Source organism: Microcystis aeruginosa FD4 (assembly GCF_009792235.1).
Classification (GTDB): Bacteria; Cyanobacteriota; Cyanobacteriia; order Cyanobacteriales; family Microcystaceae; genus Microcystis; species Microcystis viridis.
Genome location: NZ_CP046973.1, coordinates 2553399 through 2580201 on the forward strand (window position 1 = coordinate 2553399; position 26803 = coordinate 2580201).

The 26803-nt window shown below is 41.4% G+C and carries 26 protein-coding genes and 2 pseudogenes; 9 read left to right on the plus strand and 19 right to left on the minus strand.

What is annotated here, in order from left to right; translation table 11 throughout:
* The first annotated feature begins 15 nt into the window (after positions 1-15).
* The 5 genes from GQR42_RS13005 to GQR42_RS13025 all read left to right on the plus strand — a co-directional run bounded on the left by GQR42_RS13005 (position 16) and on the right by GQR42_RS13025 (position 2331).
* Positions 16-501: a KGK domain protein gene (locus tag GQR42_RS13005; RefSeq protein ID WP_158200280.1), complete on the plus strand. Its 486-nt coding sequence runs from the start codon at positions 16-18 to the stop codon at positions 499-501.
* A gap of 173 nt (positions 502-674) precedes the next feature.
* Entirely contained in the window at positions 675-1106 is a 432-nt protein-coding gene (locus GQR42_RS13010) for a KGK domain-containing protein (RefSeq protein ID WP_233271385.1), read from the plus strand.
* Between the two features lie 281 nt (positions 1107-1387).
* Positions 1388-1630, plus strand: a complete 243-nt coding sequence (locus GQR42_RS13015; protein WP_158200281.1) for an HNH endonuclease — start codon at positions 1388-1390, stop codon at positions 1628-1630.
* Between the two features lie 94 nt (positions 1631-1724).
* Positions 1725-1973, plus strand: a complete 249-nt coding sequence (rpsP, locus tag GQR42_RS13020; RefSeq protein WP_002780060.1) for a 30S ribosomal protein S16 — start codon at positions 1725-1727, stop codon at positions 1971-1973.
* Positions 1966-2331: a KH domain-containing protein gene (locus tag GQR42_RS13025; RefSeq protein ID WP_158200282.1), complete on the plus strand. Its 366-nt coding sequence runs from the start codon at positions 1966-1968 to the stop codon at positions 2329-2331. The genes rpsP and GQR42_RS13025 overlap by 8 nt, the downstream gene beginning before the upstream one ends.
* 9 nt (positions 2332-2340) lie before the next feature.
* Here the strand turns inward: GQR42_RS13025 and obgE are convergent, their stop codons facing one another.
* The 12 genes and pseudogenes from obgE to GQR42_RS13085 all read right to left on the minus strand — a co-directional run bounded on the left by obgE (position 2341) and on the right by GQR42_RS13085 (position 16850).
* Positions 2341-3369: a GTPase ObgE gene (gene obgE, locus GQR42_RS13030; protein WP_158200283.1), complete on the minus strand. Its 1029-nt coding sequence runs from the start codon at positions 3367-3369 to the stop codon at positions 2341-2343.
* A 561-nt stretch (positions 3370-3930) separates the two neighbouring features.
* Positions 3931-6090: an Rne/Rng family ribonuclease gene (locus GQR42_RS13040; protein WP_158200284.1), complete on the minus strand. Its 2160-nt coding sequence runs from the start codon at positions 6088-6090 to the stop codon at positions 3931-3933.
* Between the two features lie 896 nt (positions 6091-6986).
* Entirely contained in the window at positions 6987-7136 is a 150-nt protein-coding gene (locus tag GQR42_RS13045) for a hypothetical protein (RefSeq protein ID WP_233271386.1), read from the minus strand.
* A gap of 18 nt (positions 7137-7154) precedes the next feature.
* Positions 7155-7247: pseudogene (locus tag GQR42_RS29995) on the minus strand (FkbM family methyltransferase); the annotation flags it as partial.
* Positions 7243-8505, minus strand: a complete 1263-nt coding sequence (locus GQR42_RS13050) for an FkbM family methyltransferase (RefSeq protein ID WP_158200285.1) — start codon at positions 8503-8505, stop codon at positions 7243-7245. The pseudogene GQR42_RS29995 and the gene GQR42_RS13050, both read right to left, overlap by 5 nt.
* Positions 8498-9254 (minus strand): annotated as a pseudogene (locus GQR42_RS13055) (DUF2232 domain-containing protein). The gene GQR42_RS13050 and the pseudogene GQR42_RS13055 overlap by 8 nt, the downstream one beginning before the upstream one ends.
* A gap of 176 nt (positions 9255-9430) precedes the next feature.
* Positions 9431-10135: a Uma2 family endonuclease gene (locus tag GQR42_RS13060; protein WP_158200286.1), complete on the minus strand. Its 705-nt coding sequence runs from the start codon at positions 10133-10135 to the stop codon at positions 9431-9433.
* Positions 10136-10217: 82 nt separating this feature from the next.
* The gene (locus GQR42_RS13065) at positions 10218-11513 is read right to left on the minus strand and encodes a CO2 hydration protein (RefSeq protein ID WP_158200287.1); all 1296 of its coding nucleotides are present in this window, start codon (positions 11511-11513) and stop codon (positions 10218-10220) included.
* A gap of 57 nt (positions 11514-11570) precedes the next feature.
* Positions 11571-13121, minus strand: coding sequence for an NADH-quinone oxidoreductase subunit M (locus GQR42_RS13070; RefSeq protein WP_158200288.1), 1551 nt, complete (start codon positions 13119-13121; stop codon positions 11571-11573).
* Positions 13122-13199: 78 nt separating this feature from the next.
* Positions 13200-13925, minus strand: a complete 726-nt coding sequence (locus tag GQR42_RS13075; protein WP_158200289.1) for a carbonic anhydrase — start codon at positions 13923-13925, stop codon at positions 13200-13202.
* An 80-nt stretch (positions 13926-14005) separates the two neighbouring features.
* On the minus strand, positions 14006-15859 hold the full coding sequence (locus GQR42_RS13080; protein WP_158200290.1) for an NAD(P)H-quinone oxidoreductase subunit F: 1854 nt from the start codon (positions 15857-15859) through the stop codon (positions 14006-14008).
* A 46-nt stretch (positions 15860-15905) separates the two neighbouring features.
* Complete coding sequence (locus tag GQR42_RS13085) at positions 15906-16850, minus strand: LysR family transcriptional regulator (protein WP_158200291.1); 945 nt, start codon at positions 16848-16850, stop codon at positions 15906-15908.
* Between the two features lie 319 nt (positions 16851-17169).
* Here GQR42_RS13085 and GQR42_RS13090 point away from each other — a divergent pair, with 319 nt between their 5' ends.
* Positions 17170-17880 carry a Uma2 family endonuclease gene (locus GQR42_RS13090; RefSeq protein WP_158200292.1) on the plus strand — a complete coding sequence of 237 codons (711 nt, stop codon included), beginning with the start codon at positions 17170-17172 and terminating at the stop codon, positions 17878-17880.
* Positions 17881-18308: 428 nt separating this feature from the next.
* Here the strand turns inward: GQR42_RS13090 and GQR42_RS13095 are convergent, their stop codons facing one another.
* Together GQR42_RS13095 and GQR42_RS13100 are read right to left on the minus strand one after the other, a co-directional pair.
* Positions 18309-19202 carry a glycosyltransferase family 2 protein gene (locus GQR42_RS13095; protein WP_158200293.1) on the minus strand — a complete coding sequence of 298 codons (894 nt, stop codon included), beginning with the start codon at positions 19200-19202 and terminating at the stop codon, positions 18309-18311.
* A 17-nt stretch (positions 19203-19219) separates the two neighbouring features.
* A complete protein-coding gene (locus GQR42_RS13100; RefSeq protein ID WP_158200294.1) occupies positions 19220-20683 on the minus strand; it encodes a lipopolysaccharide biosynthesis protein in 1464 nt (487 codons plus the stop codon).
* 86 nt (positions 20684-20769) lie between these two features.
* Here GQR42_RS13100 and GQR42_RS13105 point away from each other — a divergent pair, with 86 nt between their 5' ends.
* From GQR42_RS13105 to GQR42_RS13115, 3 genes are all read left to right on the plus strand, one after another.
* Positions 20770-21459: a Uma2 family endonuclease gene (locus GQR42_RS13105; protein ID WP_158200295.1), complete on the plus strand. Its 690-nt coding sequence runs from the start codon at positions 20770-20772 to the stop codon at positions 21457-21459.
* Between the two features lie 65 nt (positions 21460-21524).
* Complete coding sequence (locus tag GQR42_RS13110; RefSeq protein WP_158200296.1) at positions 21525-21716, plus strand: hypothetical protein; 192 nt, start codon at positions 21525-21527, stop codon at positions 21714-21716.
* On the plus strand, positions 21709-21972 hold the full coding sequence (locus GQR42_RS13115; protein ID WP_158200297.1) for a type II toxin-antitoxin system RelE family toxin: 264 nt from the start codon (positions 21709-21711) through the stop codon (positions 21970-21972). The genes GQR42_RS13110 and GQR42_RS13115 overlap by 8 nt, the downstream gene beginning before the upstream one ends.
* A gap of 57 nt (positions 21973-22029) precedes the next feature.
* On the opposite strand, the gene GQR42_RS13120 is transcribed toward GQR42_RS13115, so the two are convergent.
* The 5 genes from GQR42_RS13120 to GQR42_RS13140 form a co-directional block, all read right to left on the minus strand.
* Positions 22030-22896, minus strand: a complete 867-nt coding sequence (locus GQR42_RS13120) for a sulfotransferase family protein (protein WP_158200298.1) — start codon at positions 22894-22896, stop codon at positions 22030-22032.
* A gap of 63 nt (positions 22897-22959) precedes the next feature.
* Entirely contained in the window at positions 22960-23853 is an 894-nt protein-coding gene (locus GQR42_RS13125) for a sulfotransferase family protein (protein WP_158200299.1), read from the minus strand.
* A 69-nt stretch (positions 23854-23922) separates the two neighbouring features.
* The gene (locus tag GQR42_RS13130) at positions 23923-25098 is read right to left on the minus strand and encodes a hypothetical protein (protein ID WP_158200300.1); all 1176 of its coding nucleotides are present in this window, start codon (positions 25096-25098) and stop codon (positions 23923-23925) included.
* Between the two features lie 26 nt (positions 25099-25124).
* Positions 25125-25586: a hypothetical protein gene (locus tag GQR42_RS13135; RefSeq protein WP_158200301.1), complete on the minus strand. Its 462-nt coding sequence runs from the start codon at positions 25584-25586 to the stop codon at positions 25125-25127.
* Positions 25587-25602: 16 nt separating this feature from the next.
* A complete protein-coding gene (locus tag GQR42_RS13140) occupies positions 25603-26802 on the minus strand; it encodes a glycosyltransferase family 4 protein (RefSeq protein ID WP_158200302.1) in 1200 nt (399 codons plus the stop codon).
* Between the last annotated feature and the right edge of the window lies 1 nt (position 26803).

A 26803-nucleotide genomic window follows, 5' to 3' on the forward strand; every position in this document is an offset into this window, starting at 1 on the left:
TTAAGGAGCAAAAGAATGAATCTTGATACTTTTAACAACTCTCAGAAAATCCTTATCGAAGATGATAATAGTTTACTGATGTTTGAAAATAAAGAAATTATTTTGGTTGATCAATTCAAAAATCAAATAATTGAAGAATTAGAAGACTATATTTCTGACTTCGTTCTCGATGGTTTAATGTTAAAATCGAAAAGTTACATTTGTGGTCAGATAGCTAAACTAGATTGGGTTTATTATCCGAGAGATGGACAAATATTAAATCTATTAATTTTAGGAGAAAAACAATGGAGACAAGGTAAAATTAAAGTTTATGGTCAATGTGACTTTTCTCCTATTTTAGAAAAATTAGCCCATCAAGAATATGACTACTCGCAATTATTACAAATATTAAAAGAGCAAGGCTTTAAAAATTTCAATGAAACTCGTCAAATAAAAATTACCCTAGAGTTTATTCCTAAAAATAGCCCATTGGAACAAGAACCAGAATCACCCCTAGAGTAAATTTGTATGTTATTATGATTGAATAGGGAATAATTAAGGAGCAAAAGAATGAATCTTGATACTTTTAACAACTCTCGGAAAATTATTATCGAAGATGATAATAGTGTATTGATGTTTGAAAATGAAGAAGTTATTTTAGTGAGAAAATTTAGGGAAAAATCCAAGAAGATTTTTTGAAGTATATCGGCAAATATACTTCCTATGGAAGACTAAGAACAAATATATCAGACCGTTCTTCTACATTTGGTCAAATTAATAAAATTGAATGGTTTCATTATCCGAGTGAAGGGAAGGATTGTAAAGTATTAATACTGGGGGAGAAAGACTGGAGAACAGGAAAAGTTAAAACTTCTGGAGAATGTACTTTTTCTAGTGTTTTAGAAAAACTTTCAAAAAGTCCGTATATACATTGTAATTCTAGTGAATATGATATTTTATTTAAAGAAATCAGAAATCAAGGCTTTAACGATTTCAATGAAACTCGTCAAATAAAAATCACCCTAGAATTTATTCCCGAAAATAGACTACTGGAACCAGAATCACCCCTAGAGGAGATTCGGCAAATGCTGCGAGAAAATCCCGAAAAAACTAACTTCAATTCCTGAAAACCTAATTAGGGTTTGCTGAAAAAGTACGGGCGAAGCATTCGGATAGAAAATCTACGGTTTCACCGATAGGTTATTGCCCGAATGCTTCGCCCCTACAGGACGCGGGCCGATGAAGATGCAAGGTTTTGAACCACGATTCTCTCAAAATCTTGCACCTGTTTCGCTCGTAAAGCCCCAAAACCCTTACTTTGCATACATTTCACATTTATTCAGCCAGCCCTAATTAGGTAATGAGGAAAATAAATTAAAGCAATCTCCTGTCTCCTGCTGTAATTATCATGGCAAAAACTCCGAGAATACCGATTCCGATCGAAGTGAGAAAATATGTTTATCAAAGGGATAATTATCAATGTCAGAGTTGCGGTAAACCCGAAAAATTGTCCCAACTTTCCATAGATCATATAATTCCCTTAGCTTTAGGTGGCAGTAACGACATTAGTAACCTGCAAACCCTTTGTTTATCCTGTAATCGCCGCAAAAAAGACCATTTAGACCCGCGCTTTCGGCGTTATTTTCAATGAATATGCAATGGCTGCCGACCGGTTCCCTCGATCGCCACTTGTGGAAATACCGCCAGGATGAGTTAGAATCGGAAAGGAGAATTTTTGAGTAACCATGATCAAATTACGTCTAAAACGCTTTGGTAAAAAACGCGAAGCCAGTTATCGTATCGTTGCGGCCGTTAGCACCAGTCGTCGCGATGGTCGTCCCCTAGAGGAATTAGGATTTTACAATCCCCGCACCGATGAAGTGCGTCTGGATGAAGAAGGAATCATCCGACGCTTACAACAAGGAGCGCAACCGACGGACACCGTGCGCGGCATTCTCACCAAACAGAAAATTTTCGAGAAAATCAATGCCTAGTACCCCCAATTATCTCGAACTGGTGAAATTTATTATCGAGCCGTTTTTGGAAGAGCCGGCCAGTCTGAGATTGGATATCGAGCGCTGTAAGGAAAATCAACGTCTTTGGGTGCGTGTAGCCTTCGATGATGCCGATAAAGGCAAAGTTTACGGCCGGGGAGGACGCAATTTACAGGCGATTAGAACTACCCTAGAAATGGCGGCCGCGAGTGCGGGTCGCTCTCTTTATCTAGAAGTCTATGCGGCCGAAAATGAAGGCGAACAGCGCCGCACCCGTCGTTCTAATGGTAACTTTGAAGGTACGGAAAGAAGACCGAGCAATCGACGACCACCCGCACCCCGGCAGCTCAACAACTAACGAGCGATTTTAGGAAAACAGGGAAGGGGTTTCATCCTCGACCCTCTCCAGTTGCTCTAATTGCTGCCAAACTTTGGCGAGTAGAGTGGTTAATCCGGCTCCTGTTACGGCGGAAATAGTCAAAATCTCGGCATTGGTTATTTTAGCAAACTGCTTTTGATAGTTATCTATCGTTTCCTCGTCCACAGCATCAATTTTGTTGAAAACCAGTATTTGCGATCGCTTTTCTAAGCCTCGACCATAGGCGGCCAATTCTCCTTGGATAATTTGATAATCGGCGATCGGGTCTTCTGCTGTCAAGGAGACAAGATGAATTAACAGGCGCGTGCGTTCGATATGGCGTAAAAATTCGTGTCCTAGGCCGATTCCTCGGTGCGCTCCCTCGATTAATCCAGGAATATCGGCGAATACCGTCCCGTCTCCTGTGGGTTTGCGTACCACTCCCAAGTTAGGGATAAGAGTCGTAAAGGGATAATCGGCGATTTTGGGACGAGCAGAGGAAACAGCCGAGATTAGGGTTGATTTTCCCGCATTGGGCAGCCCGATCAGTCCTACTTCCGCTAATAACTTCAATTCTAGGCGTAAATGGCGTTTTTCTCCGTCTAAACCGGGTAAAGCGTATTCGGGTGCGCGGTTATTATTGCTTAAAAAGTGGCGGTTGCCTAATCCCCCTTTTCCCCCGGCAGCCACGATTAAAGTCTGTTCGGGAGTGACCAAATCGCCGATAATTGCCTCGCTATCGAGATCGTAAACCACTGTACCACAGGGAACTTTAATAATGCGATCGCTACCGTTGGCTCCGGTGCAGTTGTTCGGACCGCCCCGTTTACCGTCATCGGCCTTAAAATAGCGACTATACTGGAAATCTAGCAGGGTTTGCAGGTTCTGAGTGGCCACAAAAATCACCGAACCACCTTTTCCCCCATTACCTCCGGCCGGGCCGCCAGCGGGGACGTATTTTTCCCGACGGAAAGCGACGATTCCATCACCTCCCTTACCCCCTTCCACTTCTATTTCGGCGCGATCAATAAACTGCATAAGACTAAGTAGTTAAAGTGAAAAAATGATCAAGATCAAAGCTGTTATAGGTTAATATCTTGCCAATTTAAAGCTTCTGCGAATCCCTGAAAATGTTTGACATTAGTGGTAGCGATGACTAGATAACGGCTCGGATATTGTTTTTTTAAGTAGGGTTTGCTGAATAAATCTAAAAACCTTGTTGGGTAAAACTTTTAGACCTTTTGGCCATCAAAAAGTAATGGATATGGGAGTGATCGGGGGAAAAATTCCTGGACTTTTTCCCTGAAAATTAGGTAATTGACCCCCTCAAAATCGGTAAAACCCTACACCCCACACCCCACACCCTACACCCTGCCCCCAGGAAAAACTTTTTCAGCAGACCCTAGTTAAAGACATTGACGAGGCTCAACAGGAATAGGCTCAATGCCAACCCGCAACACTTCAACAACTAATGGGGGAGATTCTGGCACGATTAAATTGACACCCCCGTCGCACTAAGCGCTTCCGGTCTTCACCCCGACATTTGAGATAAAGCCCCGCGCCCCACTTCATCGACACTGGCAATTAAGGGTTCTTCGCTCATGACTCATCGGCAGTGGCGGAGGAACGACGACGACGACGACGCAGCACCGCGGTTTCAGGCTCTATTTGTGGCTCCTCTGTCACCTCGGCGCTCACCGGGGTCTCGAAAGGAATGACTTCACCGAGAAAAACTGGAGTTTCGGTCGTAATCGGTTCGGGGGTAAAAGTCACTGGCACACTAGCTTCTTGGTTGATTTCCTGACTAACTTCGCCAGTGGTGGGACGACGACGACGGCGCACCAGGGGGCGATTTTCGGATTCCTCGCTGGTTTCCATCCCTTCGACCGGTGCGACCTCGGCCTCTAGGGTGGGAGTCAAGGATATTTCAGGAATGGCAGACTTTTCTGGGTTTTCCACTTCTCTTTCCCCTGCCAGTTTCACGGAAACAATCACCGATTTCGGGTCTTTAAACTCCTTATCCACCAGAATCAGGGGAGAAATGCCCATTAAAGAATAAACTTCCTGTTCTACCTGGGTCATTTCCACGGAAACCCGCTCCCGTTCGCTGACGGGGATATTTTTGGCGGTGCTGGCATCTTCTCCCCGTTTCGAGAGACGGGCCGGGCGTTCTCGTTTTTCCTCAAAGCGTTGGGGTTCTGATTCCGGCTCGATTTCGTTGTTAACACCGTTAGTAGAGGCTTTTTCGCTCCGTTCCTCTTTTAGTAATAGTTCCGAGGGACGACGACGACGACGACGGCGAGAATTATTAACCTGTTCTTGATAATTGGGATGGAAGGAAAGATCCATCTCTTGAGCGTTTTCTTCGGCCTCAAATTCGGAGAAAACTTCTAGATAGGGTTCGGCCGCCGCAACGCTAGGAGCGCTCTTATCGGGCAGAACTTTTGTATTAATCGGGGCAACGACAAGGGTTTCTTTTTCCGCGCGGCTAAGAGTGGGGGTTTCCAGGGCGATGGCGTTGCCCTCTCCCGGTAGATGGGCTAAATGGCCCAGTCCGCCGCAATGGTCACAGGTTTTGCCGAATAATTCATAAATGTTTTTCCCCTGACGCTTACGAGTTAATTCCACTAACCCCAATTCCGATAATTGGGCAATCTGGGGCCGGGCCTTATCGCTTTTCAGGGCCTTGTTAAACAATTCCAACAGTTTCAACTGGTCGCGACGGGAATCCATATCGATGAAGTCCACCACCACCACGCCGCCGATATTTCTCAAGCGCAGTTGTCGGGCGATTTCTGTGGCGGCCTCGCTATTAGTCCAGAGTACGGTTTCTCGGGCCGTGGCCGAACGGGTAAAGGAACCGGAGTTAACATCAATTACCGTTAAAGCTTCCGTCGGTTCGATGATAATGTAGCCGCCGGAGGGTAAATCAACCCGGGGTTTCAGGGCCTCGCGAATGGCGGCGTTAACCCGGAAATAGTCGAGAATTGGCTGGGGTTCCCGATGGGAGTCGATATAAACCCCTTCGAGAGCTTTGCCGCCGCCCCAGTTCGTCAATTGCTGTTTAACTCGTTTTACCGCCATCGGGTTATCCACAACAATGCGATTGACGTCGGCACTGTACATATCCCGCAAAACCCTTTGAATAAAGTCATCATCCCGGTTAAGCAGGGCCGGGGCGCGGGTGCTGACGGCCATCTGTTGGATGCTCTCCCACTGTTTTTGCAGAAATTCCAAATCCTCGATAATCGCTTCTTCCGCTTTGCCTTCGGCCTCGGTGCGTACCAGCAACCCCATCCCCGCCGGTTTGACCAAAATCCCTAAAGCTCGTAAACGGGAGCGCTCGTCTTCACTGCGGATGCGACGGGAAAGATTCACCCCGCGACCATTGGGCATCAATACCAGATAACGACCGGGAAGAGTGACATTTCCCGTTAGCCGCGGTCCCTTGTTGCCGGTGGGTTCTTTCATTACCTGTACCAGCACTTTTTGCTGGGGGGCCAGTAATTCCGTGATAGCACCGGCGGTTTTTTTCAGTCTTAAGGGGCCCAGGTCGGTGACATGGATAAAGCCATTACGTTCCGCATCGCCAATATTGACAAAGGCTGCATCTATACCGGGGATGACATTTTCTACTAATCCTAGATAGATGTCGGCCACCTGCTGATTACCTGTGGCTACAACTAATTCCTGAATTTGATCTTCCCAAAAAACAGCCGCTATATGGTGTTGTTCGGCTATGATTATTTGTTTTGGCATTCAATTTCCTCAATCTTTCGGTTTCAAAAGCGACGGACCATGGGCTATTTGTCTATGCTTTGAGGCTACTTCTGGAAATCTGGTCTTGTTAAGAAAGTTCTAAGAAGATGAGTCCGCATCGTTAAAGCCTCATCTTGATATTCATCTGCCTCTCAGACCTGGGAACTGAGTCTTGGTTTCAGTTGTTAGGTCTGTTTGGCAAGTGCCAGCTTGACCCACAATTAGGTAAGCACAGCCAGGAGACGAGATTTTCAATTAATCCCTGAGTCTTGCTCGATAACAGCATTTTTTATCCGTTTCCGCCGTTTCTGTCTATCAGAATCTAGGAAAAAAGGAGTTTTTGAGTTACTCCCCTCGGCAACGGGTTTCTGTGGAAGGGAAAATAGCGCACTTTTCGATTTTCCAAAAACCACGATTCTTTTAAGAAATGCTTTAATCGAGTCTTATAGACGACTATAACTCACTCGGTCACTCTCTGACAAGATGATAAGTAGGGTTGGCTGAAAAAGTTTCTCGTGGGGACAGGGTGTAGGGTGTGGGGTGTGAGGTTTTAACCATTTTCAGGCTGACTTTTTCGGCTAAAATTCCCTTTTTATCCCCTTTTGGCTTTCTAAGAGCATTAATTAACCCGCTAGTCTAGTTAGGGTTTGCTGAAAAAGTACGGGCGAAGCATTCGGATAGAAAATCTATGGTTTCACCGATAGGTTATTGCCCGAATGCTTCGCCCCTACAGGACGCGGGCCGATGAAGACGCAAGGTTTTGAAGCACGATTCTCTCAAAATCTTGCACCTGTTTCGCGAGAAAAGCCACAAAACCCTTACCTTGCCTACATTTCACATTTATTCAGCAAGTCCTAGTTAGGATTATTGATGAGATGACCGGATTGACGGTCTCCTTAATCCCTTAATTCCCGTTCAGGCAGGGCGATAACGTTCAAAATTCCCTGTAAATCGGCTTCTGACTCGATTTCTAGCAATTCTTGCAGGTAGGGACGATAACGGTATAGTCGATAACCTTTCCCCTCTAACCATCGGGCTGCGGCCAAATTACTGCCTTGATTAGCGGCAATATTTTCGTAGAGGATAATCGGGGCAAAACGCTCAATTAAAAGTTGACTACCTTCTAAAACCAGTAATTCGTGGCCTTCCGCATCAATATTTAAGCAAGTCCACCCTTTCTAACTGATAGGTATCAATTAAACTATCGAGGGTAAGACAGGGAACTTGTTCGTAATTTTCTGACTTTAATTGGGTTGCATCGGTAACGACTTCATTTAATTCACTAGCTTGCTCAAGAGATAAATAAACATTTCCCCCTTGATTACTGGCTGCTCCTCCACAGGGATAAACCCAAGAAAATTGATTAACCCGACAGGTTTCTTCTAGCAACTGGATACATTGGGAAAAAGGTTCAATAGCGATAACTTTTCCCGTCTTACCGACTCGATGAGCGGCACTAAAAGTATAAACTCCGACATTAGCACCCACATCAATAACCGTCATTCCTTCCCTAATACTATGGCGCCAAAATTCCATTTCTGCTTCAAACCAATCCCCTTGGGCGAGTAAAACTCCCGTGACAAAACTGCGAAAACTTGCTTCTACAGCTAGGGTAATATCCCGCTCAAAATCGAGATAGGTAAAGGGCTGATTTACATCTAAATTTGTCCAACTTTTCCTCGTTACTTTCGCTGTTTCTAACCAAAAATTAGCTAATTGTTGTTGTCCTAATCCCCGATAGGCTAAATAAAGGGCTTGCAAATTGCCAGCATCTTCCGGATCGAGATTAACGGCGCGATGGAGATGAAATAAACCTTCTAGCTGTTGATTAATTAATTTGGCGATACCTAATTGACGATTGAGATGACAAGAATTGGGGTTAACATGATTAGCTAATTCCAGAAATCTTAACCCATTTTTATTATAAAAAGCCAGAGATGAGCGATATAATATTTCTGTAGATAAAATCAGGGTTTGCTCGTTATAATTAGCAGTCTCCAATAAATCCCTGAATAATTCCTGTCGGTTATGGGCAGGAAAATAATAAATTAACCCCAGGGGATAATTAGCATTAACCGATGATAGCACTTGGACTAAAGCATTAAAAGCATTTTGTGCCGCTAAATCTCGATCGCCGACTAGATAATAAACTAGAGCTAAATGGGCAGTAGTGAGGGGATAAACCGCCATTTCTAGGACCCTTTGCAGAGATTGAAAAGCCATCTCCACATACATCGATCGCATTGGGGAATTTTCCGCTTCAATTAAAGCCATCACCGCACAATTATGAAAATCTAAAGCCGTTTCCGGTTCATCCCAATTAGTAGATAGATTTTCTGCGATTAAAAACTCTCCATCCAGTGCAGGATTAATTGACTGGAGATACCGACGATAAAGCGCTAAATAATCACTCATAATCTAGTATGACCTGCACCCATTTGGGCGGACGAGAAATCGGATTACCAAGGCGATCAAGAACTAATAACGCCACTAAATGCACGGCAAATAAGTATAATAAACTATTGACAAATATGCCTACAACTGCTACCGATTGCACTTGCAGGAGCGTCGGTTTAGCGAGAATCCCTAACTGGGTAAAAATCCAATCAATAAAATTAGTCGCTTGGGTAATCACATATAACCAGAGATTTTCGCCTAAAAGAATTGAAAATAGCCAAAAACGAAAGAATAAGCCAAACGCCCCCAACAGTCCCCCCAGTCAAGATAGAAAATTCCCAGCGCGCACCCCGGCGCCAGCATAGCCCCAATTGTACCCCCATCAAGCCGTGGGGAATCAAAAAGACAATACTGCGAGTCGGTCCCATCAACACCGACAAAAGTAAACTAGAAACTAATGCTGTCATCCAGGCACAACGAGCGCCCCAACGTAAATAGGCTAAAGCGATAGGAATCGGGAAGAAAACCCTTAATAACGGTCCGAGGGGAAAATAATAATCAATTAACCAGATTAAACTGGTAGCACTGGCCAAAAAAGCCGTCTCCACCGTGATCAGAGTAGAGATAGACTTGAGGGGAGATGGTTGCATAGGTTTAGCAGTGGGTTTATCTAGGGGTTTCCCTTCCTCCCCCAGATCTACCCAATTGGTTTCATCTATTGTCTCTTCTGAGGATTGAGCGGGAGAATTAGCGTGAGGATCGTTCATTCTATAATTTATCCGGTGGTCGGGACGGGTTGGCAGGCTATTCTTAGCTTAGACTTGTGACTCCCAGTCAGACAAGAGGCAAAAAATACTAGGCTGTTGACTATCTAAATGGGAGAGGGGTCGGGGGTGAGGGAATTTAGGGAAAATTTCCCTGTTTCTCCTGAAAAAAACTGGCTCTAAATACCTTCTAAATCGGACCCCAACTCCCGTAAACGAGATTTTAATTGTTCTATTTGTTGTAAGGCTAAAACTTTCTCTTGATGTTCCTGTTTAGCCACTTCTGCGGGGGTAGGAATTAATTCCCCCTCCCTATGAAAATAGCGTAATTGTTGTTGATAAATACCCAGAAATAAGCCTAAGCGATCGCTCCATAGCCAACCCCTGTCCGTCGGTTCAATTGCTTGATATTGCCCTTCCATGAGCCGAAATCCTTGGAATTCTAAGGTTTCAGGATCGAACCAAAAATAATCGGGAGTGCGAAAAATATCTTGATAAATTTGTTTTTTCTCGCCGCGATCCATTTTGGCGGTACTAGGAGAGAGAATTTCCACGATAACATCGGGATATTTGCCCCCTTCTCCCCAAACTACCCAACTTTTTCGATCTAAGCGTCTTTCTGTTCCCAAAACGACAAAAAAATCTGGCCCGCGAAAATCCTCGGATTTTTTCTGATTAGGACTATAATAAATGCTCAAATTAGCGGCGGCAAAATAATCATTACGATCTTGCCATAACCATTCTAAACATTGAAGTAAAATCAGAATTTGTTGTAAATGAGCGTAGCTTTCCAAGGGGGGTTCCTCACTCCAGATATCCCTGGGGGGAAATTTTACCTCATCCGCACAAGACTCGTTATTATCGATGATGGGAAAAGTGGTCATCTTTTTTGAGGTTGGGTGTCGGCCATCTCATTATATCAAAAAAGGTGGGCTATAAACCCACCAAAAAAGTAATCAAAAAACCTTAACGATAATTAGGATTTTGGATATCTCTAAGACGCGCTTCGGGGCGTTTAAATCTGTCCATTTGTGCCTCAAAGAATTGACGATTTTTGAGTAAATGTTTGGGATTAGGATCGTCGAGGGGATAGAGTAAAGCAGTGCGTAGAGCTTGAATAACTGCCGAAGTCACATTATACATCGATCGCTGGAAACTAATCCCTAATTGAATCAAAATATCGTCTTCCCCCCGGCACTGTTGCTGATAGTAATCGATCAGATATTGGGGTAAAAAATGATACATATCATCCATTAACAACGTGGGAGGAATTCCCGCAGTACCCACGGGGAAAACATCAGCGTAAAGAATGCCATAGTGAAAGTCTTTTTGTTGGTAGGGAACCTGTTTTGCTTGGGCATTATAGGACTTTGTACCCCGGAAGGGAGCAGTACGATAAAAGACGGCTTCCACATAGGGTAAAGCCGCTTCATAAAGCCAAGTAAAAGCCTTTGATTTGGGGATAATTTCGTAGCATTGACCATCAATATAAACGTGATGATAAATTGGCCGGCCAGCGATGGCAAAAATGCCATTAACGAGGAAATTCATGGCATCAGGAACACCTTTAAATCCGCCTTCATCGTAGATATCAGACATCTCGAAAAACACCGGGGCCATCACTTCCCAGAATAGTCCTAAATTGGAGTAATAGGACATCATCCGCACCTGTTCCAAGAACATATCGGGGAACAGGTCATAAAGTTTCATCATCACGGGATTTTTCTTGAAATAGGCCTTAATAGCGCGGTCGGCATTTTGGCGATATTCTTCTGAATCAAGATAGGCATCAAATAAACCCCAACCCATATCGCGACCATGCCACAACATGGCTTGCATACAAGCTTCGGCAAATTCCATATTAATACGATCATGCCAAAGATGATGGATTAATCTGGGCATTTTTCGGGTTTTACCTTTATCCATAAATTCTAACAATTCAGGGTGAGCAGAACCCGTGCCGCGCCAGATGCGTAAATCGGCATTATCACCAGCGTAATGATTTTGTAGATCTAGGTATTCTTGGGGTAGAAAATATTTAAAAAAGGGCAAAGGATCCAAGAAAACTCGTTCGGCAATATAGAGCAGATCTCGCCAATAAAAATCCATCGGTACGGCATAAGCTTTATAAATGCCGATAATTTGCATCAGGTTTTCGGTAGTATCTGGTAACATGGATCCACCCGCTTCTAAACGGTGGATAATGTCGGCAAATTCGTGAGTAGAAGGGGGAAGTTTGGCTTTGATTAATGTCCCAGTCATAGTTTTAGGTAAAGTGATTAGGAACGGTTACAATAATTCGGAAACAGCAGGGGATAACTAACTATTACTCAAAAATTTACCCCGATTCAACCAGTTGGTTTTTGAGGACTTTTGCGGAGATTTTTTAAAGACAAAACTAGGTTTTGCTTCTCCCGATAAGCTGGCAACCATCGAGTTAGTGGTGGGTTCAATCCAACGGACTAAATAATTGGGTTGAATGCCTAAAAAGACGATTAATACCATTAGGACAAAAGCGGGAATAGTTTCCGATTTCAAGACTTTGGGATAGTAGGCAAGTTTATTATCCAATTTACCAAAACAGGTGCGATTAAGGAGGATAACAAAGTAAACCGCCGTTAAACCAGAAGCGATGATACAGAGAACCGTCTGCACGGGAAAACGGGAAAAACTACCCTGAAAAACGATAAATTCCGCCACAAATCCCACTAATCCGGGGATACCAGCGCTGGCCATACCAGCGAGAATTAACAGGGCGCTAACCAGGGGTAAACCGCGAATTGGGTTCATTAAACCGTTTAAAACGTCTAAATCTCTGGTTCCGGCTTTGCGTTCGACAATGCCCACCAGATAGAATAAAAGGGCGAGAATCAGACCGTGGCTAATCATTTGTGCGACGGCACCAAGGACGCTTAAACCCGTGCCGGCGGCGGCTGCTACCAGTATATAGCCCATGTGACCGATCGAACTGTAGGCCACCATGCGTTTAATGTCTTTTTGGGCAATAGCGCTCAAGGCCCCGTAAATAACGCTAATAACGCCGACAATTGCCAGTCCGGGGGCGATTAAAGACCAAGTTTCGGGGAATAATTGCAGACCAAAGCGAACTAAGCCATAAGTACCGAGTTTAGCGAGGATACCACCTAATAAAATTGCTGTAGCGGGGGAAGCTTCCGTATAGGCATCCGGTAGCCAAGTATGGAGAGGTACGAGGGGAATTTTGATGCCAAATCCCACTAACAGCAGAGTTAAGAGCAGTAACTGGGTTTTTTGGGAGAAATCGGCGGTCGAGAGGGAAGAATAGTCAAAAGTGCCGCCGTTGAGGAAACCTATGCCTAAAAATGCCGCTAGGACTAATAACCCGGAGACGGCAGTGTAGAGAAGGAATTTAATCGAAGCATAGCCACGTTTTTCGCCTCCCCAGATAGCAATCATCAGATAAAAGGGGATTAATTCTAGTTCATAGAAAACGATGAACAGCAGCAGGTTTTTGGCCATTAATGCCCCAGAAACCCCGGCGTTAATCAGGAGGATTAGGATGTAATAAAGTCGGGGACGCTCTATTTTTTCTTCGCTACTATAGATAGCTATTCCTGTCAAGAAACAGTTTAAAATAATTAACGGTAAGGACAAACCATCGACTCCGAGGTTATAACTTAAACCGATTGGTTTTGCCCATTCGCGGTATTCAGAAAATTGAAAGCCATTGCTGGTTAAGTTATATTGGGTCAGCAGATATAAAGACCAAAGGAGGACGGCGGCAACAAAAAAGAGGGTAATTTGACGTAATTTTGCTGGGGCGAATTTATCGGGGAAAAGACCGACTATAATTGCTCCAATTATTGGCAACCAAAGCAGGGTACTGAGCATATTGGGATCGAGCGAATTTATAATGACTGGGATGAGAAAACGATTAGCCAACCAACACGATGACTAATCGGGAATTGACTAAATTAAACTTACTTTGCCGCTATCGAGATCATAGTAGGCTCCGACAACTTTTAATTGTTTGCCGTCCACTAATTCACCGATAACTGGGGATTTGCCTAATTTCTCTACTTGATAATTAACATTAGCTTTGATCGCTCGCTCAAGTTTGTTAGAACCGGGTTGTCTTTCGGCCCGCTCAACTCCCACCTGTAGGCCATCGATTAAACGACCGATTTGTCCGGGGAAACGACCCCCTTCAATGGTGGCTTTTACCGCTCCACAACGGGAATGACCGAGGACAACAATTACCTTAGCTCCTAACACCAACGTGCCGAATTCTAGACTACCAATTTCTTCGGAAGTGGCTAAATTTCCCGCTACCCGACAAACAAACAGATCCCCTAATCCTTGATCAAAAACGATCTCCGCCGGTACGCGAGAATCGGCACAGCCCAAAATTGCCGCAAAAGGGGCTTGACTTTCGGCCACTTCTGTGAGTCGCCCTTGATCGCGATTAGGACTTTTTTGTCTTCGTTCCCAGAAACGTTGATTGCCTTCCATGAGCATAGTCAAAGCTTGGTCGGGGTTCAATCCTTTATTTTGAGCAGTTAGCCATGGCTGGGAATTAACAGCGGTTTGGGCGTTAGTTTGGGACAATTGCGAGCCTAAAATAGTAGCGGCCAGACCAGTTCCCAAAAAACCACCCCCATAACGGATTAATTGGCGACGAGAGGTATTGAACATCGGTAGTTGTTTCCATTAATCAGGACAAATCCTATTATCAGGGCCGGGGATGCTAAAGAAAAGCCTAAGTTATCAAATCTTTAACTGAAAACTAGAGAAATTTGTGATAGTAACGGCCAACAAATGATAATACCAATCAAAGCCACTCCCAAAATAATCGACAGAAAGTAAAATTGGGTCTGTCCCGAGACGTTATATTTCAAACTCTGACCACCAAAAACCGTGGCTAATCCCACTAGGTTAACGATACCATCCACCAGAAAGGTATCGATCCAGTTAATAATTTGCGAGATTAATCCGACCACAAAAACGATGGTAACTTTATACAATTGGGCTGTATAAAGGTCGTTGGCAAAGAAATCTTGAACGGCTTTCGGTTGAAAAACGATCGGTTTGGAGATATTTTCATTCAGATAAATATATGCTGCCGGAATTACGCCAGCAGCAGTGGAAAGTACCAAGAGAAAAGCCACTCCCAGATTTAAGTTACTTGGTAATAAATGCCATTGCGCCAATAAAATCGGCAGATGAAGGGCGAAACCCATGGTCACAGTCATGGGGATAACTAAGGGCCAAAGAGCTTCTGGAGAGCGCAGGGTCATCGGTTTGATTTTACCGCCAAAGAAAACGCAAAATTCTCTAGTGACACTAAAAGCAGTTAAAGCATTGACCAACAATAGCACTAATAACAGTAAACCACTGACTTCTGCGAGGCGATCGCCCATGCGCGCTAATGCCCAAAAACCACCAAAGGGAGGCAGTGCGACTAAACTAGCGGCACCGACGAGATAACAAAGACCAGAAACGGGACGACGGGACCATAAACCGCCGTATTGGCTTAAATCTTGGCTGATATTATTCCAAATGATGTTACCCACCACCATGACTAACAGGGACATAGCGATCGCGTATGTAAAGAGCAACACTAAAGCGGTTTCCGTTTGTCCGGTGGCAACAGCGATAAAAATCAGTCCCATGTAGGCACTGACGGAATAGGAAAGGGAGCGCTTGACATCGATCTGGGCGATCGCAATTAACCCCGCACCGATGGCAGTAACAGAGCCAACAATGGTCATCACCTGCAAGGTTAAGGGCGATAATTGTAGCACCGGCTCTAATTTCACCAATAACCAAGCACCAGTGGAAACGACGACGGTATTCCGCAGAATTGTCGCTGGCATCGGTCCTTCCATGGCCTCATCTAGCCATAAATGTAGAGGAAATTGAGCGCATTTGCCCATCGGACCAGCAATCAGGGCTAAACAGAGTAAATTAGCCACATTGGGGTTTAAATTGGCTGTAGCCGCCCATTCTGCCAATTGGTCAAAGTTCCATGTTCCCGCAAGGGGTAAAAGGGCTACTACTCCCATCAACAGGATTAAATCGCCAATCCGTTTAGTCAGAAAAGCATCCCGCGCCCCCGTCACCACCAGAGATTGATTGAACCAGAAACCAATTAGCAGATAAGTGCCGAGGGTGAGAACTTCTAGCACACAATAGCTGAAAAATAGCGAATTACAGATAACTAGGGCGCACATACCCCCTTCAAAGAGGGCGACGAGAGAATAAAATCTTGCCCAACCCCAATCCATTTCTAGATAGGCGATCGCATATACCTGAGCGGCGAGGTTTAAGCCGGTAATTAGCAGTAACGCCCCAATATTAACAGCTGAAATCTGCACATCTAAAGATATGCTTAAATTTGCGGCATTTAGCCAATTAAATGCTATGGATTGAGGCGGACGACCCCAAACGGCGATCAAAGCAAAAAGGCTATGGAAAAAAGCCAAGAAAGTCATGATCAAGTTCAGATAACCGGCCGGTCGCGGGCCGGTTTGCCGGATAATACCGGGAGACCAAGGTAGAGCGAGAAGTGCGCCGGCGAAGGCGTAAAGAGGTACCAACCAGATAGTCTGGCTGAAGGACTCGAACATATAAACACCTCAAGAAAAAAAATGATCCTGAATTAAAGTTTAAGGTTTAATGGCTCACGAATAAGCTGTGACCATTTTTTAACGGGGCATGAATCGGGATAGTTTGACTAGCTTCCAGCAGGTATTTTAAAAAAGCATCAGCAATCACGGAAAGTTGTTTTCCGGCCAAGTAACAAACGTACCAATTGCGCTGAATCGGAAACTGTTCCACGTCGAGGATGGCTAATTCTCCGTTTTCCCCTTCCGAGATGAGAGTATGCTTAGATAGTACCGATATTCCCAAACCGCCAGAAATAGCCTGTTTAATCGCCTCGTTACTGCCTAATTCCAAGCGCACCTTAACCTTAATATCGTGGAGATTAAATAATTTTTGTACCGCTTGCCTGGTTCCGGATCCCGATTCGCGCATAATAAAAGGTTGCTGGTTAAGAGACTCAAGGGGGAGATTTTTCTTACCCACCAATGGATGATCTCGTCGCGCCACCACCACTAGGGGATTTTCGAGGAAAGACTGAGAACAAAGTTCCACTTCTTCCGGCGGTTGACTGAGAATATAGAGGTCATCCTCGTTGTTTAACATTCGCTCTTGCAGTTTCTGATGATTAGTCACTTGTAGGGCGATGTCAATACCGGGATACTGTTGACAGAATGCCCCCAGTAATCGCGGCACAAAGTATTTAGCGGTAGTAATCACGCCTAAAGTCAGCTTTCCCTGTCTAGTTCCCTTAATATCGGCCACTTTCATCTGAAAGTTGTCCAATTTATTAAAAATCTCTTGACAGGTGAACAGTAATTCCTGACCCGCTTCGGTTAAAAACAAACGTTTGCCAATTTGCTCGAATAGCGGTAAACCCACGGCTTTTGTGAGTTGTTTGACTTGGGTTGAGACGGTGGGTTGAGTGATAAATAGCTCCTCGGCCGCCTTGGTGAAGCTACTGTGTCGAGCGGTAGCCTCGAAAACCCTTAACTGGTGCAGGGTTGCCTGTATCAAGTTCTTATCCCCTTCTCAATAACAACTATTTGTCACCATCAATCCTAGCGTCTTTATAGATTCTAGTCAATTAACTTTTTGATAAATATAGATTCTACTAGATATAACCGCCGCTTAAGACCTTTTTCAGCTTTTTCTCCCATCTCCCCACACCCCATCTCCCCACACCCCATCTCCCCAATTCATAATTCATAATTCATAATTCTTACTCCCTTATACCCAATTCATAATTACTATTAAGATATTTCAATTCAGCCTTTATTATCGATTAAAATCTTGCTATAATCAGAAAACAACCATCTATTAAAATTAAAAGACAATGGTTAGTTATCTTGATATTGACGACGATCTTCTTTTTCCAGATAGCGATGGTCAACCGATGGCAGATAATACCGAACAATACGAGTGGATTGTCAAAATTAAGGAGAATTTAGAGATTATCTTTGCGGATGACCCTAAGGTGTTTATTGCCGGAGATTTACTCTGGTATCCTCTGCGTTCTACTTTGGTTTCACCGGTTGCTCCTGATGTTATGGTAGCTTTTGGCCGTCCCAAAGGACGGAGGGGTTCCTATCGTCAATGGCAGGAAGAAAATATCCCTCCTCAAGTGGTTTTTGAAATTCTATCACCGAAGAATACAAAAGCAGAAATGAGTCGAAAATTGGAGTTTTATGACACTTATAGGGTAGAAGAATACTATTTATATAATCCGATGCGCTGTCGTTTACAAGGATGGCAAAGACAGGGAGAAAATTTAGCAGAAATTATCCCCATCAATGACTGGACAAGTCCTCGTTTAGGAGTGCGTTTTATCTGGAATGAATCAAGCTTAGAATTGTATCGTCCCGATGGAGAGAAGTTTTTAACAACTGTTGAGTTAGAGTCTCAAATGCGTCAAGAAAAACAGCGTGCGGATAAAGAGAAAAAACGTGCGGATAAAGAGAAAAAACGTGCGGATAAAGAGAAAAAACGTGCAGACCGACTAGCTGAACGCTTACAGGCGTTAGGATTAGGTTTAGAAGAAGAATAATACCATTTTTCTTTATTCGTAGCAGGCATGACCATCTCTATCTTTACTTTGGAAAAATAGTATTTAGGGTTTGCGGCAAAAAGTTTTTCTTGGGGGTAGGGTGTGGGGTGTGGGGTTTTACCGATTTTCAGGTGGTCAACTACCTAATTTTCAGGGAAAAAGTCCAGGGATTTTCCCCCTAATCACTCCCAGTCCGCTACTTTTTGATTGACAAAAAGTCTAAAAGTCTTACCCAACAAGGTTTTTAGATTTATTCAGCAAGCCCTAAATAAAGAAATTGGCGTTAGGTAAATATGTGTCTAGTTCACGACAAAGCTCAAAAGCATAACGAGCATGACCTCGTTTTTGACCTGATAAAAAACTGCCATCTATACCTATTTTAATCGAAGAATTCTGGTTCATTTTTTTATTTTTGGCAATTTATTGAGCTAAATATTTTGCAATTTTATCTTAAAAAAACCTAAAATATTGGCTAATTGTGAGATTAATAATAAACCAGAAAGGAATACTTTTGATGTTTGCTCACATTGGTTTAAAAATGGATAAGTTAGTAGTTGAAAGTAAAAGTTTAATGGCTCAACTTTCAGGGATGTTTGATTACGACGAGAACGAATTTGATGGAAATAGTAAGCACCACAACCATAGTTAAAATGTTGTCGCCAGAATTTAGTCAGGGTGAGGTGATGGGCATGGTAAATGATCGCATCGTCAATATAGACTAGGGGATAACTAGCCCCTAACCAGCGATCGCAAAATTCTCGATCTTCTCCGGCGGCGAGGGGAAAGCTAAGATCAAATTGTCCGACTTTTTGGAATAATTCTCTAGAAAGGGCGAAATTATTAGAAGCAAAAAACTGGACTTTTTGGGATTGGTGATTATAGTAATCGTAGAGGTAATCGATCAATAGTTGACTAGCAGTGGAATAGGGGTTATTGGGCAGGGCGTTGATCGTTTTTCCTCCTAAGAGAGCGTTTGGTGTTTCTAAGAAGCCTTTTTCAAGGGCTGAGAGCCATTTTTGATCAAGGGTGCAATCATCATCGGTAAAGGCTAAATATTCACCTTGGGCTGCGTTAGCACCAGTATTTCTGGCTTTAGCCGGTCCTGAATTATTCTGACGAATGAGAGTTAAATTTAATTGATTTTGGTAGGGGTTAACCAGGGTATCAAGGGGTTGATTACTGCCATCATCGACGATAATAATTTCAAAGTTATCTGGAGGATAATCGAGATTTAGGAGAGAGTCTAGGCAGGTTTTGAGTCTTTCGGGACGGTTATAGGTGGGAATAATAATAGAAAAAGTGATTGGCGTTTCTGTCATCATAAACTTGAATAGTTTCTTTATTTGCGGCTAGTTTTAGGAGAATTTCGCAGGAGATTAAGCGTGGTAAAAATTTGCGAAAATAATTGGGGGAAAGCGAAGCGGAGGGTGGCAGTATAGATAGTTATTCCCAGAAGGGAGCATATTATTAAACGACCTTGAGGTTCTAACCAAGGGCTGAGTAATTGTTGAGTTATTAAAATCGTTAAACCCATTATAACCGTGCTAGTAATGGGGGCGATAAATTGAGCTAGATAGGTTTTCCAAGAAAGGGAAATTAATTTACTTAAAAGCCATTGTCCGAGGGGAAAAACTAGATAATCACTGAGGACATAAGCTGTGGCTACGGCTAAAATGCCCCACTGCACGGCGATGAGGCAAGCGATAACATTTAAAGTGGCATTGAGTAAACCTAATTTAAATTGTAGCAAGGGTTGACCGAGGGAAACAAAAGCAGACCTTTGAAAGACAGTAATCGCCCGAAGTATTCCCACAAGGGAGATAATTTGCAGAATAGGAATAGCATTAGTCCATTTTTGTCCAAATAAACTAATTACTAATTCTGGACTGAGAATTATCACGGCAAAAAAGACTGGAAAAGCGATTAAGCTGGTAAATTGAGTGATTCGATAATAGGCGGCTATAAACCCTTGAGAATCTTTTTGCAAGCGCGAAAAAGTTGGTAAAGCAACTTGGTTTAATGTTCCGATTAACAATTGGGTCATTACTTCTAAAATTCGATGGGAAATTGCATAATAACCTAGGGCAACTTCCCCTAAAAAATAACCGACTAATAGATTATCAGTTTTCTGGTTAAAGAACTCCACCATTTTATATCCTAAAACATTGATACTAAAAGAAAATATTTCTGTTAAAGTTATCCAAGAAAATTGCCATTTAGGTCGCCAATTACTGGCTGTCCAGAGAACAATAACCCCCATAAGTTCGTAGGTTAACTGTTGGCTGACTAAACTCCAAACACCGTATCCTAAAAGTGCCATGACCACACCGACGATACCAGCAATGATGATTCCTAATAAAGAGCGAGTTGCCAGGACTTTAAATTTAAAATCACGTCTTAATAGAGATGCTTGAGTTTGACTAAAAGCATTAACAATAAAAACTAACGAAAGAATTTGTAGGATAGGAATTAAAGAGGGTTGATGAAAAACTTTAGATATTAAAATAGCAGAAAAAAAAGTGATAGTTGTTAAAAGACATCCCGTAAATACCTGTGTCCAAAAAACTGTATTTATATCTTGCGATTCTAAATCCTGTTTTTGAATCAATACTTGAGCAAACCCTTGATTTAAAAAAATCTGCATGAAGTTTATCAATACATTAGCCAATGCTACTAAACCAAAAGCTTCTGGAGTTAATAGACGAGCGAGAATTAAAAATATTATAAATGAACCCGCTTGACTACACCAATTTTGGAGTCCTGACCAAAAAATGCCTTGAATAGTTTTCTTTTTAATGTTCATCTTTAATATATTTTAATTTCAGCCTTTATTATAGATCAAAATCTTGCTATAATCAGAAAACAACCATCTATTAAAATTAAAAGACAATGGTTAGTTATCTTGATATTGACGACGATCTTCTTTTTCCAGATAGCGATGGTCAACCGATGGCAGATAATACCGAACAATACGAGTGGATTGTCAAAATTAAGGAGAATTTAGAGATTATCTTTGCGGATGACCCTAAGGTGTTTATTGCCGGAGATTTACTCTGGTATCCTCTGCGTTCTACTTTGGTTTCACCGGTTGCTCCTGATGTTATGGTAGCTTTTGGCCGTCCCAAAGGACGGAGGGGTTCCTATCGTCAATGGCAGGAAGAAAATATCCCTCCTCAAGTGGTTTTTGAAATTCTATCACCGAAGAATACAAAAGCAGAAATGAGTCGAAAATTGGAGTTTTATGACACTTATAGGGTAGAAGAATACTATTTATACAATCCGATGCGCTGTCGTTTACAAGGATGGCAAAGACAGGGAGAAAATTTAGCAGAAATTATCCCCATCAATGACTGGACAAGTCCTCGTTTAGGAGTGCGTTTTATCTGGAATGAATCAAGCTTAGAATTGTATCGTCCCGATGGAGAGAAGTTTTTAACAACCGTTGAGTTAGAGTCTCAAATGCGTCAAGAAAAACAGCGTGCGGATAAAGAGAAAAAACGTGCGGATAAAGAGAAAAAACGTGCAGACCGACTAGCGGAACGCTTACAGGCGTTAGGATTAGGTTTAGAAGAGGAATAGTTATTGATGGGAGTATCTCAGATTTATGGTACAATTAGGTATACGGTTCCGTTTTTAAAACAATTATGAAAGGAATTAACTTTGTAATTAATGAAAAAGGTGAAAAGAAAGCTGTCCTCATTGACTTAGAAGAATGGGGAGAACTTTGGGAAGATTTTTCAGATATTTTAGTCTCTCGTAGTCGGGAAAATGAATTAGAAATTTCTTGGGATGAGTTAAAACAAGAATTAGAAACAGAAAATACACTCAATGAATAATTATCGAATTCAATTTAAAACTTCTGCAGCCAAAGAATTCAAAAAATTACCCCCTTCGGTTAAGCAACGGGTGGGTGAAAGTCTTGATCAACTACAGCAAGAACCTCGTCCCTCTGGTGTTGTTAAACTACAAGGAGAAGATCAATTATATCGGGTTCGTGTCGGTGATTATCGCATTGTTTACACAATAGATGATCATGATAAAATAATAAAAATCACCAGAATTAGACATCGCCAAGATGTTTATAAAGAATGAAAAAGAAACATATTTTTTACAAATAATCCTTATCCTTAAAATTATAAACAGATCCGATTAATTATCATAAGTATAACCTGACAAGAATGAATACTGATTAATCTTTGTTTGGACTTGCTCAATTTGTTCAGGATTCCAAGCAATACTGTGACGGCTTTTATTGGGAGACTTATAGACGATTTTAGCACAATCTTCTAGGTATTCTTGGGTTGTCTCAACTCCTAAAAAATCACAAATTGCTTTGAGATAAATTTGAGGATTTTCCAAAAATAACTCGTGTTTAAGTTCATAGATTTCATGGGGAGCAAGCTGTGTCTTAAGTTGGGTGATCGCCTCACATAGAAAAAAATAGTGATCAATACTTTTTAATAAATCATAATCCAGCTTAGATGTTTTCTTAGACATAGTAGTAATATTATCATAGGGATTTCTCATAATATGAATAAATTTAATGGGAACATTGATAGTCTGACGTAAACGTTCTAAAGAAAGAGGATTGACTTGAATCCTTAAGGTTGTTCCCTCTCCTTGTTTATCCCCAATTACCTTTATTGAAGTAAATTTGCCTTGCCATTGCTTGGGTACATAATAATTATAACCTCCCAATTTACGCTCTTTTTCGGCTGATAATTCCGCTTTTTTCATCAAAAGATAATAAAGTTGCTCTCGTTTAAACCCTAAGTAGGCATACTTTAAATCACCCAATTCATGAGCAATAACAATATTAGGATGAGCGTTAAGTAATGCACCAATTAAACTATGTCCACTTCGGGGATAACCTAAAAATAAACAATAGGTATTAATATCTTGCCAAAGCTCTCTATTTTCCCAACCTCCATAAGCGGAGGGCAGATATAATTGAATGGCATCTAGTAGTTTGGCTAATTTTTCAGAAAATGAATCTTCTTTTTTGATTTTTTTCATTGGTCTTAGGAGAAAGTTGAGTAAAGATGAATAAGAATCCCGAAGTTTTTTCGCTCCTCTACTCTAAAGACACCACTCATTAAAATCTTTCCCAGTAAAAGTGCGTAATTGATTTATATCTTCTTGTAAATAATCGATTAATCGAATCCTTAAATCCTTTGATAACTGTGGTTTTTTGATGGGGGTGGAAAAAGGAAAATAAATTAACTTATTCAGATGGTATTTCCAGCTAGAGGGAAGATGATCAATTATTGACATAATCGGTAAGCTTGTAATCTGATTACCTAACTTTGTTTTTCTCCGTTTTTTAATAGATGTATGTATTTTTTTTTGACATTTAATGAATTCAGGATTGTCCGACACTTCTAAGAACTTGAAAATAGTTTGTAGAGTCTTTTGAGGTATGTTTGATAATTCTTCAGAGGAGATGACTAGAATGTTATTGGGTGAATAATACTGTAGATACTGCTCTATCTGCAGATAATACTGACTACGAGAAACATAAAAGTTATAGGATTCATTTTTAAAATTCATCAACGCTTCTGCTAAGGTTCTATCCTCTGTTCCACTGGCATATCTATGAACATAATGGGAAATAATTCTCTCAATGGGATCTCGAACAACATAAATTAATTTAGCATGAGGAATAACAGAGTGCATTCTTTCAGGAACTCCTCTGAAAATGGGATATTTTGTATAAGCAGGTGAAGCTTCTCCATAGATTTTAGCGTTACCTATAAATTGAGATTTATACCATTCAATACCTTTAGTCCAGTTGTTAGACTCTACAAAAAACCTGAGTTCTTTCTCCCGTGACATATAAATTTCTGGGTGACAGTTGAGGTAATAGTGTAGGCTAGTTGTTCCAGATTTCATTGCCCCAATAATAATAAAATCAGGGAGAGTTCCTTGTTTATTTTCGGACAAAGAGGTAGATTTAAGTAGATTGAGCATCATGATAACTTTGGTTAGAGATTGAATAAGGTTTGTCTGAATTGTTAATGAATTTTTACATTCTTAACTAACTCATCTTTTCTTAACTTTAGTTTTGGTCATTATTGTCAGTGAATGAATAATTTTTGAAACATTAATAAAAAACCAAATTATAGCTAAGGGAAGTACAAAATAGAAAATTCCGTGCCAATTTAACCATTCTCTAAAATTGATTAAATTTCTAATTCCATTATTAGCATTCCAGAGAATACTCAACAAGACAGCTAATCCTAAAGTTATTCCTTTAAGCCATAAAACTGGAATACCCGTAAACAGATTAATCGGAGATGGAAACAGCCTTTCTCTCAATTCTTGCCAATCAAAAAATAAGAGATAAATAATTATGATGTTCGTAAAAGTGATCACAAAGTAAAGGGCATTCATGGCGTGAAAAATTAAGGCTAGAGACAAAAAAAGATATCGCAATCTAGGATGAATCAAAGCTAAGATAAAGAGGACTTCAAAAATAACAATGAAGACTTGTAAACCGTAAGCCACTAGAGGATGATTTGCTACCCAAAATAAAACAGGATTAAGGGGTAAGTTGAAAAGACTTGACTCGATGCTTCTTATCAGAATATGATTCGACATTAGTTGTGGATAACCAAACCAAGCCCCTCCTATTGCTTTCCACATTCCCGTAAAGAACCACAATAAGCATAAAATCACTAATAAACTGCGAATTGGAACACTATAAGGAGGAGATGAATCAGAGGGATTAATAGGGATATGTCCTGAACGTTTTTTTAACAGTGAATCTAGGGAATAAGTATCCCCCCATCGATTACTCAGAAACATGAATAAAGGAATATAAAAAACGAGCATAACGGTAGAGTCTTCATTCGCTAATTTATAATAAAAGCTTTCCAGAACAGTTCCAAAAATTAGTAAGAGTAAGGTTACAATCCGAACTCTATATCCAATAAATAAAAGAATCAATAAGGCAACAACAATGGTTTCTAAGACTACCCAAGTCTGGGAAGGAAGAAATTTTAAGAAATTGTCAAAGGTAAATAAAAACTCAGTTCTGGACAAAGAAATTGGTACATAGCTTAACTTAATAGCAGAATGAAAACTCATGAACCAAAGATAGAAAATAGCAAAGATAATCCGGAAAAGCCCAAGTCGGCCAGCCGCATTTTTTTCGGGGTAAGTTAACCATTTGTCTATTGAGATATTAAGTTTTTGAACCCAAGAAAATTTTGACATAAAATAAACCTGATATGATAAGCTATTTATCCATCAATTACTATGGTGCTTCTTAAGTCTTTTTGCTTAGGATGTTCATGGTCTAAAGGAGGAAGATATAGGGGATTTACTGTCCACTGTAATTCCCATATTTCAATCTTATTAATGTCAACAGTTGGCAGAGTTTTTTGAATTAAATTAACCAGAGATTTTTTTGATGAATTTTTTTCATCTTGATCGACAATTTTTTGAATTAACGGCATGGTCAGCTTATCTAGGTGTTCATCTGATAAAATATCTTTCAGGGGTATCTCATAGACTTGATTGGTGTTACTGAATACTATTACTTGAAATGAAGTAGCTGAAGATGAGGGAAATGAAGGACGATAGCGAGAATATAGCGACCAACTGGTTATCGGCCAAAATTGTTTAGTAGAACCGACGAAAATAATAGCTAAACAGACAACTAATAAGGCAGTTTTTATAATTTTATATTGTGGATAAATCATCGTTTATTCCTCCTTGTCAAATGTTTCTTATGCTTTTGGCCGTTAGAAGTTGTTGATAAATTTCCAAAAAATGCTCAGTTCGCCTATCTTCGCTAAACCGCTCAATAGCCCGTTTTCGACCGAATTGCCCCATTTTTTCAGCTAAATCTCGTTCTTTTAAAATAGATAAAAGTGCCGTTGATAAAGCTTCCTCATCATTGGGGGGAACTAATAACCCAGTGACTCCCTCCTCGATAATCTCAGGCTGTGCGCCTACTGCACTAGCGACCACCGCCGTACCTCGCATCATCGCTTCCGTGGTGACATTGCCAAAAGGTTCATCCCAGATAGAAGGAACCACCTGTACCCAAGCACAATTAAAGGTATTTTCTAGCTCGGAGCGGGTTAAATAGCCTAAAAACTTCACATTTTGGCTAATCTTTAAGGCTTCCGCTAATTGGCGCAAATTCCCTTCTTCTTTTCCCTCTCCTGCAATCAGTAATTGAGCTTCAGGAAAAATAGGAACTATCTTGGCAAAGGCTTTGATAAGAACATCAACCCCTTTTTCTGAGGATAATCGACCAGCAAAGGCAACAATTGGCAGATTTTTTAAAGGAGGACGCATTTCTCTCAAGGGTACGCCATTATAAACTACCTGTACAGGTGATACCCCTTCTGCTTCTAGGCGAGCTTTCATCCGATGACTTAAGGCGACGACGGTATCAAACGCAGACCGCCAGCGTAGCCATAATTGACGCTGTACCATCAAAAATAGCCAAGATTGGGGGGTAACACAGCCCATTTTTAAACAAGCTTTCCCAGCCTGATGATAACAAGGACTACCATCGGGTAACATCTTTGTTCCGACTGGACAAATGGGACGATAAAGAGCGGTTTGATAGACACTAGGAAAAGGTTTGAGCAAAGGAAGAATTAAGGGAGACAATTGGGTTAAAAATAGGCGAACATGAACAACATCAGGCTTAAAATCTTGCAAAACTTTTTTAAGCTGAAAGTAGCTAGATAAGTTAGCTGTTTCTAGTACCACCTCTAAACGAGAATTAGTGCCAAAACAATGATAATCCGCTAATAAAGGACTATCTTGAACGGGAATACAATGACTGGTGAATAAACGAGCGTCATGTCCCCTCTCTTTGAGTCCTTGTCTGAGGGATAACATTTGTAATTCTGCTCCCCCAGTAGCTGTCCCATAGTCATTCATTAGGAGAATCTTCATA

What these genes read in the sequence shown, in the direction of transcription:
- GQR42_RS13040 (WP_158200284.1), bottom strand. Translation starts at nt 6,090, where the DNA reads ATGCCAAAACAAATAATCATAGCCGAACAACACCATATAGCGGCTGTT.
- obgE (WP_158200283.1), bottom strand. Translation starts at nt 3,369, where the DNA reads ATGCAGTTTATTGATCGCGCCGAAATAGAAGTGGAAGGGGGTAAGGGA.
- GQR42_RS13090 (WP_158200292.1), top strand. Translation starts at nt 17,170, where the DNA reads ATGGTTAGTTATCTTGATATTGACGACGATCTTCTTTTTCCAGATAGC.
- GQR42_RS13095 (WP_158200293.1), bottom strand. Translation starts at nt 19,202, where the DNA reads ATGATGACAGAAACGCCAATCACTTTTTCTATTATTATTCCCACCTAT.
- GQR42_RS13065 (WP_158200287.1), bottom strand. Translation starts at nt 11,513, where the DNA reads ATGACTGGGACATTAATCAAAGCCAAACTTCCCCCTTCTACTCACGAA.
- GQR42_RS13075 (WP_158200289.1), bottom strand. Translation starts at nt 13,925, where the DNA reads ATGTTCAATACCTCTCGTCGCCAATTAATCCGTTATGGGGGTGGTTTT.
- GQR42_RS13060 (WP_158200286.1), bottom strand. Translation starts at nt 10,135, where the DNA reads ATGACCACTTTTCCCATCATCGATAATAACGAGTCTTGTGCGGATGAG.
- GQR42_RS13080 (WP_158200290.1), bottom strand. Translation starts at nt 15,859, where the DNA reads ATGTTCGAGTCCTTCAGCCAGACTATCTGGTTGGTACCTCTTTACGCC.
- GQR42_RS13120 (WP_158200298.1), bottom strand. Translation starts at nt 22,896, where the DNA reads ATGAAAAAAATCAAAAAAGAAGATTCATTTTCTGAAAAATTAGCCAAA.
- GQR42_RS13140 (WP_158200302.1), bottom strand. Translation starts at nt 26,802, where the DNA reads ATGAAGATTCTCCTAATGAATGACTATGGGACAGCTACTGGGGGAGCA.
- GQR42_RS13135 (WP_158200301.1), bottom strand. Translation starts at nt 25,586, where the DNA reads ATGATTTATCCACAATATAAAATTATAAAAACTGCCTTATTAGTTGTC.
- GQR42_RS13105 (WP_158200295.1), top strand. Translation starts at nt 20,770, where the DNA reads ATGGTTAGTTATCTTGATATTGACGACGATCTTCTTTTTCCAGATAGC.
- GQR42_RS13005 (WP_158200280.1), top strand. Translation starts at nt 16, where the DNA reads ATGAATCTTGATACTTTTAACAACTCTCAGAAAATCCTTATCGAAGAT.
- GQR42_RS13125 (WP_158200299.1), bottom strand. Translation starts at nt 23,853, where the DNA reads ATGATGCTCAATCTACTTAAATCTACCTCTTTGTCCGAAAATAAACAA.
- GQR42_RS13015 (WP_158200281.1), top strand. Translation starts at nt 1,388, where the DNA reads ATGGCAAAAACTCCGAGAATACCGATTCCGATCGAAGTGAGAAAATAT.
- GQR42_RS13100 (WP_158200294.1), bottom strand. Translation starts at nt 20,683, where the DNA reads ATGAACATTAAAAAGAAAACTATTCAAGGCATTTTTTGGTCAGGACTC.
- GQR42_RS13050 (WP_158200285.1), bottom strand. Translation starts at nt 8,505, where the DNA reads ATGAGTGATTATTTAGCGCTTTATCGTCGGTATCTCCAGTCAATTAAT.
- GQR42_RS13070 (WP_158200288.1), bottom strand. Translation starts at nt 13,121, where the DNA reads ATGCTCAGTACCCTGCTTTGGTTGCCAATAATTGGAGCAATTATAGTC.
- rpsP (WP_002780060.1), top strand. Translation starts at nt 1,725, where the DNA reads ATGATCAAATTACGTCTAAAACGCTTTGGTAAAAAACGCGAAGCCAGT.
- GQR42_RS13115 (WP_158200297.1), top strand. Translation starts at nt 21,709, where the DNA reads ATGAATAATTATCGAATTCAATTTAAAACTTCTGCAGCCAAAGAATTC.
- GQR42_RS13025 (WP_158200282.1), top strand. Translation starts at nt 1,966, where the DNA reads ATGCCTAGTACCCCCAATTATCTCGAACTGGTGAAATTTATTATCGAG.
- GQR42_RS13110 (WP_158200296.1), top strand. Translation starts at nt 21,525, where the DNA reads ATGAAAGGAATTAACTTTGTAATTAATGAAAAAGGTGAAAAGAAAGCT.
- GQR42_RS13130 (WP_158200300.1), bottom strand. Translation starts at nt 25,098, where the DNA reads ATGTCAAAATTTTCTTGGGTTCAAAAACTTAATATCTCAATAGACAAA.